16 protein-coding genes and 1 tRNA gene are annotated in these 17,391 nt (G+C 29.3%); 8 read left to right on the top strand and 9 right to left on the bottom strand.

What is annotated here, in order from left to right:
- Positions 1 to 10: 10 nt before the first annotated feature.
- Both MHM83_RS01900 and MHM83_RS01895 read left to right on the top strand, forming a co-directional pair.
- Positions 11 to 739 (top strand): lysophospholipid acyltransferase family protein, encoded by a 729-nt coding sequence (locus MHM83_RS01900; RefSeq protein WP_239178245.1) that lies wholly within the window; start codon positions 11 to 13, stop codon positions 737 to 739.
- Positions 740 to 776: 37 nt separating this feature from the next.
- Entirely contained in the window at positions 777 to 1,757 is a 981-nt protein-coding gene (locus MHM83_RS01895; protein WP_239178244.1) for an acyl-ACP desaturase, read from the top strand.
- Positions 1,758 to 1,857: 100 nt separating this feature from the next.
- Here MHM83_RS01895 and MHM83_RS01890 read toward each other — a convergent pair whose 3' ends face one another.
- Positions 1,858 to 2,646, bottom strand: a complete 789-nt coding sequence (locus tag MHM83_RS01890; RefSeq protein WP_239178243.1) for an amidohydrolase — start codon at positions 2,644 to 2,646, stop codon at positions 1,858 to 1,860.
- A gap of 68 nt (positions 2,647 to 2,714) precedes the next feature.
- Between MHM83_RS01890 and MHM83_RS01885 the strand changes: the two genes are divergently transcribed.
- Positions 2,715 to 5,471 carry a PD-(D/E)XK nuclease family protein gene (locus MHM83_RS01885; RefSeq protein WP_239178242.1) on the top strand — a complete coding sequence of 919 codons (2,757 nt, stop codon included), beginning with the start codon at positions 2,715 to 2,717 and terminating at the stop codon, positions 5,469 to 5,471.
- Here MHM83_RS01885 and MHM83_RS01880 read toward each other — a convergent pair.
- A complete protein-coding gene (locus MHM83_RS01880) occupies positions 5,468 to 5,932 on the bottom strand; it encodes a GNAT family N-acetyltransferase (RefSeq protein WP_239178241.1) in 465 nt (154 codons plus the stop codon). The genes MHM83_RS01885 and MHM83_RS01880 overlap by 4 nt on opposite strands.
- Before the next feature lie 83 nt (positions 5,933 to 6,015).
- Positions 6,016 to 6,089, bottom strand: a tRNA-Ala gene (locus tag MHM83_RS01875).
- 278 nt (positions 6,090 to 6,367) lie between these two features.
- On the opposite strand from MHM83_RS01875, the gene MHM83_RS01870 reads away from it, so the two are divergent.
- A complete protein-coding gene (locus MHM83_RS01870; protein WP_239178240.1) occupies positions 6,368 to 8,791 on the top strand; it encodes a S8 family peptidase in 2,424 nt (807 codons plus the stop codon).
- Here MHM83_RS01870 and MHM83_RS01865 read toward each other — a convergent pair.
- On the bottom strand, positions 8,788 to 9,789 hold the full coding sequence (locus MHM83_RS01865; RefSeq protein WP_239178239.1) for an AAA family ATPase: 1,002 nt from the start codon (positions 9,787 to 9,789) through the stop codon (positions 8,788 to 8,790). The two genes, MHM83_RS01870 and MHM83_RS01865, sit on opposite strands and share 4 nt — an antisense overlap.
- A 312-nt stretch (positions 9,790 to 10,101) precedes the next feature.
- On the opposite strand from MHM83_RS01865, the gene MHM83_RS01860 reads away from it, so the two are divergent.
- Positions 10,102 to 10,431, top strand: a complete 330-nt coding sequence (locus tag MHM83_RS01860; RefSeq protein WP_239178238.1) for a YegP family protein — start codon at positions 10,102 to 10,104, stop codon at positions 10,429 to 10,431.
- A 67-nt stretch (positions 10,432 to 10,498) separates the two neighbouring features.
- Here MHM83_RS01860 and MHM83_RS01855 read toward each other — a convergent pair whose 3' ends face one another.
- Positions 10,499 to 10,819, bottom strand: a complete 321-nt coding sequence (locus MHM83_RS01855; RefSeq protein WP_239178237.1) for a hypothetical protein — start codon at positions 10,817 to 10,819, stop codon at positions 10,499 to 10,501.
- A gap of 488 nt (positions 10,820 to 11,307) precedes the next feature.
- Here MHM83_RS01855 and MHM83_RS01850 point away from each other — a divergent pair, with 488 nt between their 5' ends.
- Entirely contained in the window at positions 11,308 to 11,505 is a 198-nt protein-coding gene (locus tag MHM83_RS01850) for a hypothetical protein (protein WP_239178236.1), read from the top strand.
- A 137-nt stretch (positions 11,506 to 11,642) separates the two neighbouring features.
- On the opposite strand, the gene MHM83_RS01845 is transcribed toward MHM83_RS01850, so the two are convergent.
- The 3 genes from MHM83_RS01845 to MHM83_RS01835 form a co-directional block, all read right to left on the bottom strand.
- Positions 11,643 to 12,746 carry a hypothetical protein gene (locus MHM83_RS01845; RefSeq protein ID WP_239178235.1) on the bottom strand — a complete coding sequence of 368 codons (1,104 nt, stop codon included), beginning with the start codon at positions 12,744 to 12,746 and terminating at the stop codon, positions 11,643 to 11,645.
- Between the two features lie 87 nt (positions 12,747 to 12,833).
- A complete protein-coding gene (locus MHM83_RS01840) occupies positions 12,834 to 13,238 on the bottom strand; it encodes a hypothetical protein (protein WP_239178234.1) in 405 nt (134 codons plus the stop codon).
- A gap of 21 nt (positions 13,239 to 13,259) precedes the next feature.
- Complete coding sequence (locus MHM83_RS01835) at positions 13,260 to 13,502, bottom strand: helix-turn-helix domain-containing protein (protein WP_239178233.1); 243 nt, start codon at positions 13,500 to 13,502, stop codon at positions 13,260 to 13,262.
- Between the two features lie 92 nt (positions 13,503 to 13,594).
- On the opposite strand from MHM83_RS01835, the gene MHM83_RS01830 reads away from it, so the two are divergent.
- Both MHM83_RS01830 and MHM83_RS01825 read left to right on the top strand, forming a co-directional pair.
- Positions 13,595 to 14,059 carry a hypothetical protein gene (locus tag MHM83_RS01830; RefSeq protein WP_239178232.1) on the top strand — a complete coding sequence of 155 codons (465 nt, stop codon included), beginning with the start codon at positions 13,595 to 13,597 and terminating at the stop codon, positions 14,057 to 14,059.
- A gap of 20 nt (positions 14,060 to 14,079) precedes the next feature.
- Entirely contained in the window at positions 14,080 to 15,426 is a 1,347-nt protein-coding gene (locus tag MHM83_RS01825; RefSeq protein WP_239178231.1) for a hypothetical protein, read from the top strand.
- A 63-nt stretch (positions 15,427 to 15,489) separates the two neighbouring features.
- Here MHM83_RS01825 and MHM83_RS01820 read toward each other — a convergent pair whose 3' ends face one another.
- On the bottom strand, positions 15,490 to 16,704 hold the full coding sequence (locus tag MHM83_RS01820; protein WP_239178230.1) for a BT4734/BF3469 family protein: 1,215 nt from the start codon (positions 16,702 to 16,704) through the stop codon (positions 15,490 to 15,492).
- Positions 16,705 to 17,391: the final 687 nt, after the last annotated feature.

The following is a 17,391-nucleotide window of genomic DNA, read 5'->3' as shown; positions in this document are numbered from 1 at the left end:
ACTAAATAGAATGAAGGTTTTAAGTTATATTTTATCATCAATCTTTGCATTGGTGTTTTTCTCTTTACTATTAATTTTCCATCCAATACAATGGTTAGGGTTAAAACTCTTTGGTCAAGAAGGACACCAAAATGTAGTAAATATTATGAATTGGTTCCTAATAAAATCTTTATTGATTTTAGGAATTCGCGTTCAATTTGAAAATAAACACAAGTTGCCAAAAAACACAACGTTGATTTTTGTAGCAAATCATCAAAGTACATTTGATATTCCGCCAATAATTTGGTACCTTAGAAAACACTACCCAAAATTTGTATCAAAAAAAGAGCTAGGGAAAGGAATTCCCAGTATCTCTTTCAATTTAAAATATGGTGGAGCTGCTTTAATTGATAGGAAAGATCCTAAGCAAGCCTTATCTGAATTAGGTAAGTTCGCCAAACGAATTAATAAAAATAAATGGTCTGCCGCAATTTTTCCGGAAGGAACAAGAAGTAGAACAGGAAAACCAAAGGTATTCTCTGTAAACGGGCTTAAAATGATAGCTAAATACAATCCACAAGCTTATATCGTTCCGTTATCAATAAATAATTCGTGGAAAGTATTTAAATACGGAAAATTTCCATTAGGAATAGGAAGTCCTATAAAGATCCAGACTCACGAACCTATAAAAGTAGATAGCTTACCGTTTGATGAGTTAATTACCAAAGTGGAAGCAACAGTTAAATCTGGAATACACTAAAAACAAACAACAATAAATATAACCCTTAAATTTTATTATGTCATTACAAAACATACGAAAGGAAGTAATGCAAACGCTGGAAAAAAATATAGACAGTTTTGTAGACAAATTCTTAATGCCAATTGAAAAAATTTGGCAACCAACCGATTTTTTACCTAATTCTCAAAAAGATTCTTTTATCGATGAAGTAAAAGAAATTCAAGAAATTTCAAAGGAGCTTAACGATGATTTTTGGGTGGTTTTAGTAGGTGACACAATCACTGAAGAAGCTTTACCAACCTATGAATCATGGTTGTTAGATTTAGATGGAGTAACACAACAACCAGACAATGGTTGGGCAAAATGGATTCGTGCTTGGACAGCTGAAGAAAATCGTCATGGAGATGTGTTAAATAAGTATTTATATCTTTCAGGAAGAGTAAATATGCGTGAGGTAGAAGTATCTACACAGCATTTAATTGCTGATGGATTTGATATCGGTACAGCAACAGATCCGTATAAAAACTTTGTCTACACTAGTTTTCAAGAGCTAGCAACGTATATTTCGCACTTAAATGTAGCAAAAATAGCGAAAAAGAAAGGGCACAAAGCTTTGGCAAAAATGTCTCGAATTATTGCGGGAGATGAAATGCGTCATCACCTAGCGTATACAGAGTTTGTAAAGGAAATCTTCAAGATTGACCCAAGTGAAATGATGTTGGCATTTCAACACATGATGAAACACAAAATAGTTATGCCTGCAATGCATTTAAGAGAATCATTTGGGGAGAAAGGAAGTCTGTTTGACGATTTTTCAACCGTTGCGCAACGAATAGGTGTATACACCGGCTTTGACTATGTTGATATTGTGAGAAAACTAAATGAAGCTTGGGAAATAGATAAGATTACTAATTTAACTTCAGAAGCAGAAAAAGCACGAGATTTCTTAATGAAGTTACCAGATAGAATGTATCGAATCACAGAACGTATTGTAGTACCAGATACTAAGTTCAATTTTAAATGGATGATTCCTGCATAAACTGATTAAGTAGCGTCATTACGAACGGTAGTGAAGTAATCTTCTGGTTTATGGTTATTCTACAAACAGATTACTTCGTCATAAATTCCTCGTAATGACGTTATTTTTTAATAACAAAGGCATCTCTGTCATCTAAAAAACAAAATCGATCACGAATTTTTGCTTGCTCTTGTTTGTTTAGTTCAATAATCAATATTTCCTCAGTTCCTAGATTATTTTTGACTAAACAATTGCCTAGAGTATCGTAACAAACCGTATTTCCAATATATTCATAACCGTTAGCGTCTACACCTACTCTATTTACTCCAATCGTATAACTCATATTTTCAATAGCACGCGCTTTTAATAAGCTGTCCCATGCTTCAATACGCGGTTTAGGCCAACTTGCCACATAGAGTAATAAATCGTAATTTTCAGTATTTCTGGCCCATACAGGAAAACGTAAATCATAACATATCAACGGACAAATTCTCCATCCTTTATAGTCAATTATAATTCTTTCAGTTCCTGCAGAAAATACTTCATGTTCGCCTGCTAGCGTAAACGTATGTTTTTTGTTATACGAATCTATTTTTCCTGAAGGATGCACAAATAATAAACGATTGTAAAAATTATTATTTTCACTAATAATTATACTTCCAGTAATAGCAATGCTCTTTTCTTGTGCTAAATTTTGCAACCATTGTACTGTTTCTCCTTCCATAATTTCAGCAACTGCTGAAGCATTCATGGTAAAACCTGTAGTAAACATTTCAGGTAAAACGATTAAATCGATCTCGTCTGATAAACCATTGATTTTTTTTTCAAATCGTTTTCTATTTTCTGTTGGATTTTCCCAAACCAAATCCGATTGAATCAAAGCTACTTTTAAAGTATTCGTTGTGTTCATAATCATATATTGTCTGTACTATCAAAAGTAGGATAAAAATTGTACTTTGCTTACAAGAAAACCAAGGTATGCAGTCTTTTATCTCAGAAACATTAGATATTATTTTACAAAACACCAAATCGTTTGAAAATGTTGTGTTTATATTGCCTTCACAAAGGGCAGGAGTTTTTGTAAAAGAAACGTTTAAAAAGAAAATTTCGGCAGGTTTTTTACCAGAGATTATCAATATTGGTGATTTTGTTGAAGAAATTTCAAAAATGAAAAAGGTAGACTCCGTCCAGCTCCTTTTTCATTTTTATACAATTTATAAAAAACAAGAAGAAACCCCAGATTCTTTTGATGTGTTTTCATCATGGGCATTTACAGTATTGCAAGATTTTAATGAGATCGATCAGCATTTGATTAACACACGAGAAATATTTGTGTATTTGCGAGACATTCATCGCTTACGAAAATGGTCAGTAAAGGGAGAGTTTCAAGAAACTGAATTAATGAAAGATCATTTTGCTTTCATGGAAAAGTTGAATAAATATTACGATACTTTTTATCAGTTTTTACTTGAAAATAATATCGGATACCAAGGGGTTTTATATAGAGAATCAACTAAAAAAGTAACGGATTTTATCCATAGAAATCAACAGAAAAAATACTTTTTTATCGGGTTCAATGCATTAAATGCAGCGGAAGAATTCTTGTTTGAACAATTTTTGTTGAATGGAAATGCAGAAGCTTATTGGGATATTGACAAAACGTTTTACGAAAGTCAACACCAAGCAGGAAGCTTTTTAAGGAAGTACAAAACTCGATGGAAGTATTATCAGCAGCACCCAATTCAAACGATTAAAGAATATTTTTCTGAAAAGAAACATATTGAGGTTATCGGAGCTTCAAAAAACATCACGCAGATAAAATATGCAGGGGAGATTTTAGCTAAACTTCCTAATTACAACAATACAGCATTGGTTTTATCAGATGAAACTTTGTTACCAATTACTTTAAACTCATTACCTGCAACTGTTAATGCAGTTAACATTACAATGGGGTATCCTTTAAAAGATGTCCCTACGACAAGTTTAGTATTTGCTATTTTCCATCTATTTATAAATCAAGAAAAGTTAGAAAAGAAGAAAGAAAATCTTTTTTATCATAAAGATGTAATTCGATTAGTAAAAGATACCACCATTTATCGATTATTACAGATTGATGAGCAAACTAATATAGCCGATACACTTTCAGAAGCTATTGCTAAAGAAAACAATACGTTTGTTGGTCAAGAAGAGGTTGTAACATTTTTGTCTGTTGTAAGTGAAGAAATAAAGAAAACTATAACGACAATTTTTAATCCGTTAGTATCAATTAGTGAGTTTTTAAACAGAATTATAGAGTTAATTAACTTGTTGAAGGAAAATACTAACGAGTTAGAAAAAGAGTACTTATTCCGATTTTATACTGCATTTACTCAGTTACAAAACTTGCATAATGAGTTTGGTTATGTACAAGATTTAAAAACCTTACATCAGTTTTTTAGACAACTAATACAATCGGAAAGTTTATCATTTCAAGGAGAACCTTTACAAGGGTTGCAGTTAATGGGAGTATTAGAAACACGTGTATTAGATTTTGAAAATGTTATTATAACTTCTGTGAATGAAGGAGTTTTGCCTGCCAATCAGCAACAAAACACGTTTATTCCTTTTGATGTAAAGATTGAATTTGGGTTGCCAACCTACAGAGAAAAAGATGCTCTATTCTCCTACCATTTTTTCCGATTGTTACAACGTGCTAAAAACATTTACATTTTGTACAATACAGAGCATGATGTATTTGGAAGCGGAGAAAAAAGTCGTTTTGTAACGCAGTTAGAAATGATGCGAGACGATATTACCGAAAAAATAGTTAGTCCTAAAGTAGTAACATCGCCTGTTCAATTAAAAGAAATTCAGAAGGATGAAAAAGTTCTTGAACGCTTACAAGAATTAGCTCAAAAAGGGATTTCTCCATCAGCATTAACCAATTATTTGTACAATCCGATTGCCTTTTACAAACAGAAAATTTTAAAAATTAATGAACTAGACGACGTTGAAGAAACAGTTGCTGCAAATACGATGGGAACTGTTGTGCATGATATCTTAGAAGAATTATATAAACCCTTTGAAGGAAAATATTTGCAATTAGGAGATGTTGAAAATATGCAGAAGAAAACCAAAGAACTCGTAACTTTTTATTTTTCAAAACATTTTAAAAACGGAGATTTAACTACAGGAAAGAATCGATTAATTTTTGAAGTTGCAAATCGTTTTGTAGAGAATTTTTTACTAAAGGAAAAACAATTGCTGAAAGATGAGAATAACCAACTAAAAATAATTGCTACTGAGCAAGAACTGTCTTCAGAAATTATGGTTGAAGGAATTAATTTTCCGATAAAAATAAAAGGAATTGTCGATCGAATTGATGAACTCAACGGTGTTACTAGAATTATTGATTATAAAACAGGAATGGTTGATAGCACGAACTTAAAAGTACTCGACTTTGAAGTGATACGCGATTTAAAATACCACAAAGCCATTCAGGTAATGTTATATGCGTTTTTATATACTCAACACACACAATTTAATTTTGAGAAACGATTGACAGCAGGAATTATCTCCTTCAAAAACTTAAAAAGTGGCTTTTTACAGATGAATTTCTCATCTAATTATCGAAAACCTGATAACGCTATTACAGAAGAAAGATTAGAAGAATTTATAGCTGAAATAAAGAATCTGTTAACGGAATTATACGAACCGACAATCAATTTTATTGAGCCTACCGATTTACCTTATTAAATCTTTAAATAAACAATTTCCCAATCTTGGTCGTTACTTGTGTAGGTTTTTAAAGTTCTAAAACCAATCGCTTTATGTGCATTGATAGATCGAGTGTTTTTTTTATCAATTTCAGTAATGATAGAATCGTATATTTCAGAGAGTTCTTCTTTCATTTTAGTATATAAACCTCTAAAAATTCCCTTTCCTCGGTAATGTTTGTCTATACAAACTTGCCCCATTAAAATATAAGGTTTAGCACCCTCTGAAGTAGTGTCTATTTCATCAAACATAGGAATGAGAATAGGGATGTCATTTCTGAAAATTTTAGACATGGATAAAGCATAACCAACAACAAGTCCGTTACTTTTTGAAATAATATGCGGATGTACATCATTCATTTTTTGCAGTAATTCCAAATCATGATGAACGGTAACAAAACCTTGTTCTTTTTTGTCTATTTCTGATAAATTACCAGGCAAGTTCTGTTATTGCAACTTCAATATTTGAAGCAATTCTGTTTGATTAGAAGCTGTGGTAAACTCAATCATAATTTTAAAAATAGTGGAGCATATCGGAGTCGAACCGATGACCTTTTGACTGCCAGTCAAACGCTCTAGCCAACTGAGCTAATGCCCCAATGTCTTGTAAATACTATATTTACTGATGTTTTTAAGTAATTCCTTATGACAAAGGATAGTAACAAATATATGCAAAATGGTACACTTTGAGTGAGAAACCCACCACAAAACTCCACTATCATTAAGGTCAAAAAAACTAAAATAATGGTTGTTTTTATTTTAGATAGTTAATTGTATATTTACTTCTCTCCTTAAATAATTATGAAAAATATGGAAAACCATAATGTTAACTTATGTTTTTAATGTAAAGTTGATATTATTTAAAGTAGAATAAAATTGAGTGAAAAATACCCACACCTATTGTTTAAGAATCCTTCTAAAGATTTTAAAGGATTTAAGTATAGAGCTAGAGCAAATAAACAAGAAGATGAAATAAAGCCTCCAGAATATTTTGAACCAGCAGCAGTTTCTTTCACAAAATCATTAAATAATTTTAAAACTAATTTACAAGAAAGGATTAACAAAAGGCAAGCTGCTCTAAAGGTATCAAATCACATAAATTATATTGAAATTTTTTTCTATGGGAGTTTTGACGAAGATAGTTTTGGCTTTAAATATTTAAACAATTTTGGATTATCTGGAATAAAATTTGACGACCTAAATACAAAGGTGATTTTTGCTATTGTAAATGAATCTTCTTTTGATAATTTCATTCATCAAATTAACCTTTATCTAATTGAAGAAAATCATAATTCACCTAAATATGACACTATAATTAGATATATAGAACAATTTGACCTTTTAACTACTGATGAAATGGTTTCTAGGTACAACAAAGATTCGGGTATACATATATTTGATTTGGTTGATGAAACAGGAATATTTAATTATTCTTCTATTAGAAATGATTTAGTTAATTTTTTAAACGTTAAACAAATACCTTATTATTGGAATGAGTTTAATAATACAATAGAAGTCAATAATGTTTCTTTAGGAGACATAACTGAGATATGTGATAACTTTGATATAATTTTATCTGTCAATAGTTCATCAACAGCGAAAATTGGACCAGGGCTTTATGGGGAATCTGAAAGAGATTACCCTTTTTCAATAGATTTTGATGATGAAATTCCAATCATTGGAGTGATTGATACGGGGATAAGTAATCTAACTCCTCTTAGAGATATTATAATAAATAGTGATAATAGTTTCAGCAGATATGGAGATAATCCTTTAATAGATAATGTTGGACACGGTACTTCCATAGGTGCATTTGCTACATTAGGTAGAACTATAGCAGAAAACCCGAACGGAACAATTAATGCTGATGCGAAATTATTATCTATAAAGGTATTAGATGACAGAGCAGGGGATTTACCTATTTCAACGGTTGAAGAACTAATAACTAAAGCTAGTCTTGAAGAAGATGTTAGAGTATTTGTTTTGACAATAAATTTTGAGATACCTAAAAAAATAAATTCTGGTTTTTCGGCTTATGCTTTTGCTCTAGATAAACTGGCATATGATTTAGATATACTTATTTTTATTTCGACAGGTAACTATGAGCCTCGTAACCAACAAGATTTCTCAGAATATCCATCAAGTTTTTTAAGTGAGAAAACTAATATTCAAACACCAGCAGAAAGTATAAATAATATTACTATCGGTTCTGTTGGAGACAATTATATTGAATCAGCCCCTACAGCTTTTACAGATAAGAACCACCCAACTATTTATACTAGAACTTATCACTTAGGTTTTGAAAATTCAAGTAAGCATAAAACTTTTAAGCCAGATTTGGTACTTGGTGGAGGAAATTATGATGATGACATATACGGTCTTCCTTTGACAGGAGGAGCATCTTCATTACAAGCTTTATGTCAGCCTTATGATGATTCTGGTTCAGTCGAATTTTTTTACAAAAATGTCGGCACAAGTTTCTCAACTCCTTTAGCAGCTAATTTAGTAGCAAAGATTATGAAGTTATACCCAAATTTAAATACCCAATCATATAAGGCATTATTAATTAATAGTACTGAAGTTTATAAGAAATATGCAGCTTTTAATACTTTTTCCGAATCACAGTCTAAATATATAGTTGGAAACGGTATCCCTCTTGAAGAAAATCTCACTTATTCTAATGATAATAGAATAGTTATGGTATTAGAAGATGAAATCTCCCCAGGTGATATAAAAAATGGAAATGTAAAGTATTATCGAATAAAAATACCAGAGTATTTAAATGTACATCCAAACAATAACGCTTTGCTTGAAATTAATATAACTCTATGTTATAAAGTGTTACCCAAAAAAAATAATCATCTAGCTTACAATCCAATTCATATGGCTTTTAATTTATTTAAAAATATAACTGATGATGAATTAAATAGAGCCTTATCTGCTGAAACTACATTTGATGAAGCCGTATTGATAAAAAGCTCCAATAACTGGTCTCAAGATGCTTATTATAAAAGAAGAATTCTCAATAATAGTCAAAAAGTAAGATATACTGTTTCTAGAGCTGTTATTATAGCTAATGATAATACATTTGTTTTAGGAGTTAATTGTATGTATCATAAAATGATTAGAAAAGTATTATTTGATGATGCTGATTACAATAAAGAACATGAGTTTTCGATAGCAATATCTATAAGGGAAAACGCAGCGCAAAATAAACTCTCAGGTAGGCTATACAATGAAATGTTAGCTATTAATACATTAGATAATATAGGAGATATTGAACTAGAAGCTGAAGCTTAAACTTCTTTTTTTAGAAGTTTTTTCCATAGAGGAATATCTATAAAAAGATTTTTATTATTTTCATTCATGTCGAAAAGAGAACGCTTAATTGCAGTAATTAGGTTTTTTTGAATAACGTAAAAAGACTTACCAAGACTTAAATTGACTATTTCATTTAAGTCTTTTTTGTACTTTATTTTAAAAGGAGATTTCTTTAAAGTTTTTTCAATTAATTCCTTTATTTGAGTTTTATTAGGTTGACTTAATTCTACTTTTAAATCAAATCTTCTTAGTAAAGCGTCATCAATCATATCAAGTTGATTTGTTGCTGCAATAACTACTGTATCTTGAGGTAAATAGTCGAACAATTGGAGAATTGTATTTACAACTCTTTTCATTTCTCCATGGTCTTGATTATAGTCTCTGACTTTCCCTAATGAATCAAACTCATCAAAGAAGATAATACAATCTTCAGCAGCAGCATTTCTAAAAAGATTAGATAAATTCTTACTAGTCTCACCAAGTTTAGAAGAAACGATAGAACCTAAGTTAACGACCATTAACATTTTATCTAATTCCCCCGCTAATATATAAGAAGATAAAGTTTTACCACAACCAGAAGGACCATGAAACAATAATTTATTAGAAACAGGTAATTGATAATTTTTAAGTAAATCGATGGCCTTATGTTCCTTTATAAAATATTCTAATTCTTCCTTAACTTTGTCTGGAGCTATTAAATCATTTAAAGTATAATCAGAAGTTACTTTCTCTAAAATTAAATCATCAAGAGAATCATTTCTTTTTGCTCTAAATTTTTGAGGTCCTACTTTAAATAAGCCACTACTAGATTCAGCTTTTAAACTGTCTTTTATTAAGGATTGAAGCTGTAAAGCAAAATTAACTTTACGTGTTTTTCGTGAATGTTCAATATATTCATTTAGTGCACGTAAAAGTTCTTCACGGTTATTTTCTAACCCGAACTTAGCTATATCCTTTATGTAGTCGGCTTGTGACAATTGTAATTTTTTTGCAAATTAACGAATTAATAAGTTTCTTGTTATATAAAATGAGTTAAAGTTTATCATGGATTTAATTGATTGTTAAGATAATCTATATTTAGATTATACTCTTCAAGGCAAAAAAATTAGTCGACTTTAACTTAAATATTCTTCACTATAAATATAATAAAAAATAATATGATTCTAATTTATTGAGTAAACTTAAGGTTAAAGGACTATAATTTAAAACAAACAAAAAACAATCCTTCTTTTGTTTTTGTGAGAGTATCTCATTATTTTTAAAAAAATAAGAAATAAAATAAAAATACTATGTCAAAATTTGAAATCAAAACCGATAAATCTGGGCAATTTAGATTTAACTTAAAAGCTGGAAATGGACAAACTATTCTAGTTAGTGAAGCTTATACAACTAAGGCAGCTTGTAATAACGGAATAGAATCTGTTAAAACAAATTCACAAGATGATAACAAGTATGATAGATTAACTGCTAAAGATGGAAGTCCATACTTTAATCTAAAAGCAGCTAACGGACAAATCATCGGAACAAGTGAGATGTATTCAAGTAAGGATGCCATGGAAAATGGTATAGCTTCAGTAAAAAAGAATGCACCAAATGCTACTGTAGAAGATAATTCTTAGAGTGAAGTAACATAATTAAAATAAGTAAAAAGACCACACTTTTTTAGTGTGGTCTTTGTTGTTATAATTATTCTTTTTTAACTCTTGTGTCTTCATATAATTTATGTGTTCTATAAACAATATGTAAAGCGGATAGCGGAAATATTGAAGATATAACTAACGAGCTGTATATGTCATATCCTTTGGATAATAATATGATAACAACACAGCAAGCATAGGGTATAGATAAAGCTACTAGTAGATATACCATTCCGAAATTAAAGTTTTTTAATGCATTAGATTGACCTAAACTTATAAAAGTTTTTCTTAATCTTTTTTTGTCTTTCTTTTTTAAAATTGTTAATAAAACTGCTAATAGAATTGAAAAAAGAGATAAAAAATTATTCATAATAATTGATTTTAATGTTGTTAATAATTTGTCTTAGTATAAAACTAAATGAATTAATATCTATTTTCAATTTAATTGACTGCGAAGTTTTGACATTCATACTTCTAAAACTTAATTGTCGTAATTGTCCGCGATGGGTAAAAAAACACCTAATTAACTTTGTTTTTAAAGGAAATGAATGAAACTACGGAACGCAAAAGTAGTTGTCCTTTTATTTTTTAAGCCACTTACATACCTTGCTGTTAAAGGACTAAAAAATGATGTCCTTTTTTTTGAAAGTTTTAAAACTCACTTTTGAAAATCAATTAAAACATGTCACGATAGAGCATCTGTCTTCTAAGCATAAGGTCACAGTTATGAATCCTGTCGAGGACATAAGGAAATAATATTAAGTAAAAAAAGATAGTTGCAAACCTTGCTTATAATCTTCTGGAAAGAATTAAGCACCTGTAATTTTGGTAAATAAAAAGTAAAAAACAATAACAATTATGAGTATAAATTTAGTAATAGTGCTTACGTTTATTTTTGTATTAACCATTTTATTTTGGATAATGAATGATAAACAAGCAAAAAGAGTAACAAACTCTTGGAGTAAACTACTTAAAATACTCCCAATATCTAAAATAATAAGTTCGTTTGTTGGTACAAAGAAAAATTCTATTAATGAAAAAGTTAAAAACAAATAATGTTGATTCGCTTAGCGATCAACATTATTCTAGTATTATTATATTCAATAAATGTCTATGTTTTTAAAGAAACCAGCTAAACTAACTTCTCTAGATTTACATATTTCACTCAAAGTTTTTAGTGAAATATTGAAATTCTATTGCTGTATTTTGAAATAAACTAATATTCTCTCATGTAAACTTGTAATTAACCTAAACAAATATTGTGTTATATTACTTAATATTGTTTTATCAGAGTTTTTTTCTTTTACTTTTGAAAAATCTTCTTTAACAGAAAAAACTCTAGGTTTTAAAAAGTTTTCAGTTTTTGCATATTCTATAATGCCTCTATCGTCAGTTATGAAAAACAAACAATAAAATGAGTAGATTAAATGTAGAGCATCAGACATTGTACCTCTACCTATTCCTTTATTAGAAGATTCATGAATAATAAAATCAGTCATCATTTTAAGAAAGGGAGAATTAAACAAGCTTTCATAATAATTTTCTATCAAATAAAATGCTCTAGCAAGTATGCTTTCTAATTTATCATTATTTTTTGATTTCCAGTAGTCCTCAATAAAATCGTTTTGAGGTTCAATTCCAAAGCAAAAAATAAAATATATTAGAACTAAGGTTACATGGTTACGGTTATTAGCTTCAATTTTCGGGAACTTATTAATTATTTTTTTTATTCCCATAATAGCCATAAATGATACAGGGTCGATATCATTTCTAAGTGTAAAAACTTCTTCTTCTCCCATTTGCTCATACTCTTTTTTTAAAACAATTTTAAGAGTTTTAAATAAAAATTTTTGCTGATTTCTTCTTTCGTTAAAATCTTCAAAGTCCAAATTAAACCCAACATTTTTGGGGTTTCTTTTAACATTAAACCAACTATCCCTAAGTGCTTTCTCAAAATCTGTAAGCTCACCTGTTCCATATTCCAATATTTCACCGAAAAGAATTCTTGTAGGAGTGTCCATATAGCCAGAACTACCGTAGAATAAAACTCCTATTTTATATATGATTTCTTCTCTCTTTTGTTCGTTTGAGGTCTTAAAAATTTCATAAAGATTTAATGCAGAAATACACATACGTCTGCCTTTTTTAGCCCATAAGTGTTGAGTAGCAATACAATCTTCTATAGGATTGCTTATTATTTCATTGATTGAAGATGTGTCGAAATATATTTGATTTTCTACTAAAAATCTAGGATGTATATCATCATTTCCCCTCTTTTTCATATGTTTTTTTTTCATTAAATAAGCATTAGGTTCATCTTTTTGTTTTTAATCAGATATATCTTAATGACCCTTTTTTCTATTTCTTTGTCTAATTTTAAAAAATTATTTTTTCATTCTATACCATTTTCTTGAGTCTCTTTTAAACATTAAAACTACTGCTAATATTTGTAAAATTGCTTGAGCAAGAGATAAAACACCTATTATTGGATTTAGTTTAAAACTATCAGAAATAACAAACGGAGACATTAATAAACCTAAACCGCATAATACAGTAAAAATAATTCTTGCCCAGTTCTTTCCTTTGTTAATATTATATGCAAATAATACTAAAACTCCTGTGCTAATTAGAATTATAGCTAGATTTATTGGATTTGAGAAATTTTTAATCTTTGTGGTTAATTCAACTATTATTGGATTTATAATTCCAAATAAAGCTGATACGTAAATTAGTTTTGCTGAATCTGTTATTGACTTTGGTAAATCAATTGAACTTTTATTCTGTTCCAATTTTTAAGCTTTTTTTGAAGTTTATTCTTTTATAATATCAAATGATAATAGTTCAGATATATGGACATTAAGAGCTTTAGCTATTTTGATAATAGCAATTATAGATAATTTATTTTCTCCTCTTTCTACTCTTCCAATTTGATTTTTTGATAAATCGGCATCATAAGCAAGATTGAACTGCGTAAGCCCTCGTTCTTCTCTGACTTCTCGTATTTTTTTTCCTATCGATACTAAGATTTCTTGCTCTTGCTTTTTTGTTAACATAAAGTAAATTTCCAAGTATCTTAAAAAATAGAGTGACCCAGATTTGGGGTATTTGGTTTTTTTAATGATATTTGAAGGAAATAATAATTAAAATGAAAACAAAAAAGATTCTAGTAATAACTATTGGTTTTGTAATAATAGCTTCATCATATCTCTTTCGTGATGAAATTTTTGGAAATCACGTACCAAAACCACCACCAGATATTCCGCTAGATTTAAGTGGTGATATGAATGAAAAAGAAACACCAAAGAAGTCGTATAACTCCAATATCAAACCTTTTAATACAGTTAAAACACGAATCTTTGGAGAAAGTAAATATACTGTGCAAAAGTTATTAGGAAAGCCTAATAAGGTGCTGTCTTCACAAATGTATTCCAATTGGTCGGTGCTAATCTACTATAGAAAAGTACGTGATGAGTTTGATAATGATAGAATTAAACATCTAGCAGTTTGGATTGAACGAGATAATCGCTTGAATTCAAAAGTTACCAAAGTAAAGTGCGTTAGTCCTAATTCTTATTTCAGAGTAGGTACATCAAAAATTAAACTTCCATAAAAAATAAAACAATAATTAATATGAAAATTAAAGCAATGTTACTGATTGGATTACTCGGTATCAGTAACACACTAGTAAGCCAAAAAAACACAGTTAAACTAGAAGAAATTATTACAAGTGGAAAAATAAGAAGCCATATTCCATACACTTTAGTTTCAAATAGAACGCACAAAACAGTTATAAATAAAGAAGGTGACATTCTATCGCTACGAGCTGTGGCAAAATACTATGCTAGAAGCAAGAGTGTTCCAAAAAATGAGTTCTCTATTATAACCAAAGAAAGAAATAATATTATCGCTTTAAATACTTCTCAAAGTATAGAAAACATTACAGTATTTAGAAATAATAATTCTTTGAAAGACTACGATAAGATATATTCTGCTAAATTCACTAATAAGGGAATTACGGTTTTTAGAAATTATATGTCCAATAGTCGAAACTATTTAAATGAAAAGTTCTATAAAAATAATTTTGAATTAAGTAGCGATGGAAGCATTGATACGCATGAAATTGAAAGGTATAAGTTAGGTTGTGGATTCATCGCTATTAAAACAAGGTCTAAGTTTGATAAAAAACGTCATTTATTCATTTCAAAAACACAAGACGGCAAATTAATAGAAGTGAATTTATCCAAAATTAGCACCTCATTTAATAATCAGAATATTTTTAGCGGACTGTTACAAACTTCTAATGGCGTACAAAAAATAAGTACAGATTGGGGAATTAAAGGAGTATTTGAGCATGATAATATTGTAACGGTATTCTTACTAGTAAAAAACAATTTACTACCAGTTCAAATAGATTTGAAAACATCAAAGCAAAAAGTAATTAAGAGCTCAATATTATCAGAAGGTGAATTTTTCAGAGAGCATAGGTATATGACCGAGAGTAGCGGAGACGTATTTTACTTGCCTTTTTCTGGTGGTTTTGTAAACACCTATAGTGATTTAAGACCTCAAGGAGCAAACAAACCTTATTTGTATGAATTGAAATTATACGATGAAAACCTAAAGTTGGTCAAACAAAAAACACTTAGGGATTTCTATTATATTCATCATGTCGCAGAGTCAAAAGATTACTTAGTTATTGGTGGTTACACCAAGTCTAAAGGCTATATGGGCTATCAAAATCCAATTCTACAGATAATTAATAAGTCAACAATGCAAGTAACTCAAACAATCGTTATACCCCAAAAAAATGGAACTGTAGACTATATAGGATATAATAAAACTGGTCAAATATTGGTAGACATATCAAGTCCATATTTAGGTTATCAAAAGAATTCTGACATTAAACGAATCTCAAAAATAATTATTGATGAAATTGATGTTAATGGAAAATTGAAGAATAATTTATTTATGAAATAATATATAGTTTACATAATGTTATAAAGATAAAATCCGCACGATCGTGCGGATTTCACTTTATAATTACAATTTAGATTTATATTCACTATTAAGTTCTATAGCATATTCTTTAAAGTCAGACCAATATCTTTTTACGGTTCTAATAGATAATTCACTTAATTCAGCTACTTTCTTTTGAGTTATTTTACCATTTGTTTTAAAATCCCAACTTTCAATTACATCATATATTTTCTGTTTGGTTTTATCAACTTTCAATTGAGCATTCTTTTTATTAACGATATTCATTTTATCATTAAATGTTAGATTAGATTCTGGATTAAACAGAAACTTACGTTCTTTATTAAGTATCATATATAATGAATCATTTTCATAGCCTCGTAATACGCTATTAATAATTAAGTCTACTTCATTATCTGATAACTTTGGTACCATTCTATTATTGATACTATATGATAGACCTTTTAAAGAATTAAATTCTAAATGTGGATTTAACATCTTATGTTGGCTAAGGTGATAAAACATAGTATTATTCCTTTTTCCTTCATGTACTATAATTGGTAAGTATGGTTCACATATGTTTATCTTATCTTCAAATACTAGGTAATCATCATCAATATCATTAAAGTAATCCGAGATATTATTGAATCTCAACTTAGTATTTGTACTCTCAGAAAAGGTGCCATCCCCTCGTATACATCCCTTCTCTTTTTTTATTATGTGGGTGGACGGCACCTTTTTTATATTAGTAGAATTACTTATTGAACTAGCCGTATATGTTATAGAGTTAGGATTGAAATATAAATTTGGGTCATAACTTAAAACTGTTTGTTGTGTTGCTTTAGCTGCATTATTATCTACATCAACTCCTAAACATTCTCCTATTTCCTTATAAGTAGTATTGAAATTATCACAAGTAACATTACTAGTTTTAACTAATATACCATAACCACTAGTAGATAATGATTTCCATTTTGCATAAATTAAATCATTGTTAGGTATATCACTTAAATCATCAACATCTATATAAATTAAGTTGGTTGAAGAAGTAATATTCTTATTAGCAGCTGAATCTTTAAAATTGAAATTAAATCTAAATGTTGGAAGTAATTCAGTTTTTATCTTATTATAATTGGTGCTAGATTTTCCATAAGCTCTAGCTACTTTTATTAGAGGTAATTTATCATTACCTTTTTTGATGATGTCTAGTATTTGATTAACATCATACTCATTTAAAACTTTTGGTGTTTTACAATTTTGAAACACTTGTACGTTAAACATTTTCTCATATCACTTTATTTTTTTGTTATTTAAAAAACATTAATAAACAACTGGTTTATCAATGTGTGTAGATAAGTCAAATAAAAAAGTTTGCTTATCCATACCATCTGACAAGTATTTCAAAACAAACTTATTTATACCTAATTCTAGGTTATGTAAAGTGATATTTTAATGTATAAATGCCAGATGATTAAGGTTATTATACTAACCAATTTTTAAAAAGTCAAGGATTTAAACTTACTTTTTTAGTTTTTATTTATCAAGGAAAACTACGTCACCCAAGTTAACTTTATTAGCACGTAAAACGAGGGGTATTGAGCAACTAAAACAACGTGTAATGCTCATAGGGGCGATTCCACATCAACGTATAAACAAATCACCAACCCAGTTTTAAAACCCCTAAAAACACCTCCCTCCCCTAGTATTCATAAAGATTTTCACATGCTGTAACCCTTCTTACTTATACCAATTAGCGAAGCGAAAAAAACACAGTTCGCATTGCTTCGAAAAAATTTTGGTAAAATTTTCATCAAGGTATTTAGGAAGGTCGGTTGTCCCGTAGTTGTTGAATCTTCAATCGTATGCGTTCCAACGCCATTTGATTCTGAAGTATCAAAATTTCGTTTCTAAGCAACTTCTTCCTATCCTCGGACTGAGACTGCTTCAGCTCCAAATCTTTTAACTGCA

It is taken from the genome of Tenacibaculum sp. Mcav3-52 (genome assembly GCF_022347665.1).
GTDB lineage: Bacteria > Bacteroidota > Bacteroidia > Flavobacteriales > Flavobacteriaceae > Polaribacter > Polaribacter mesophilus.
Note: the sequence above shows the minus strand (reverse complement) of the source record. Positions and strands in the feature narration are given on the sequence as shown.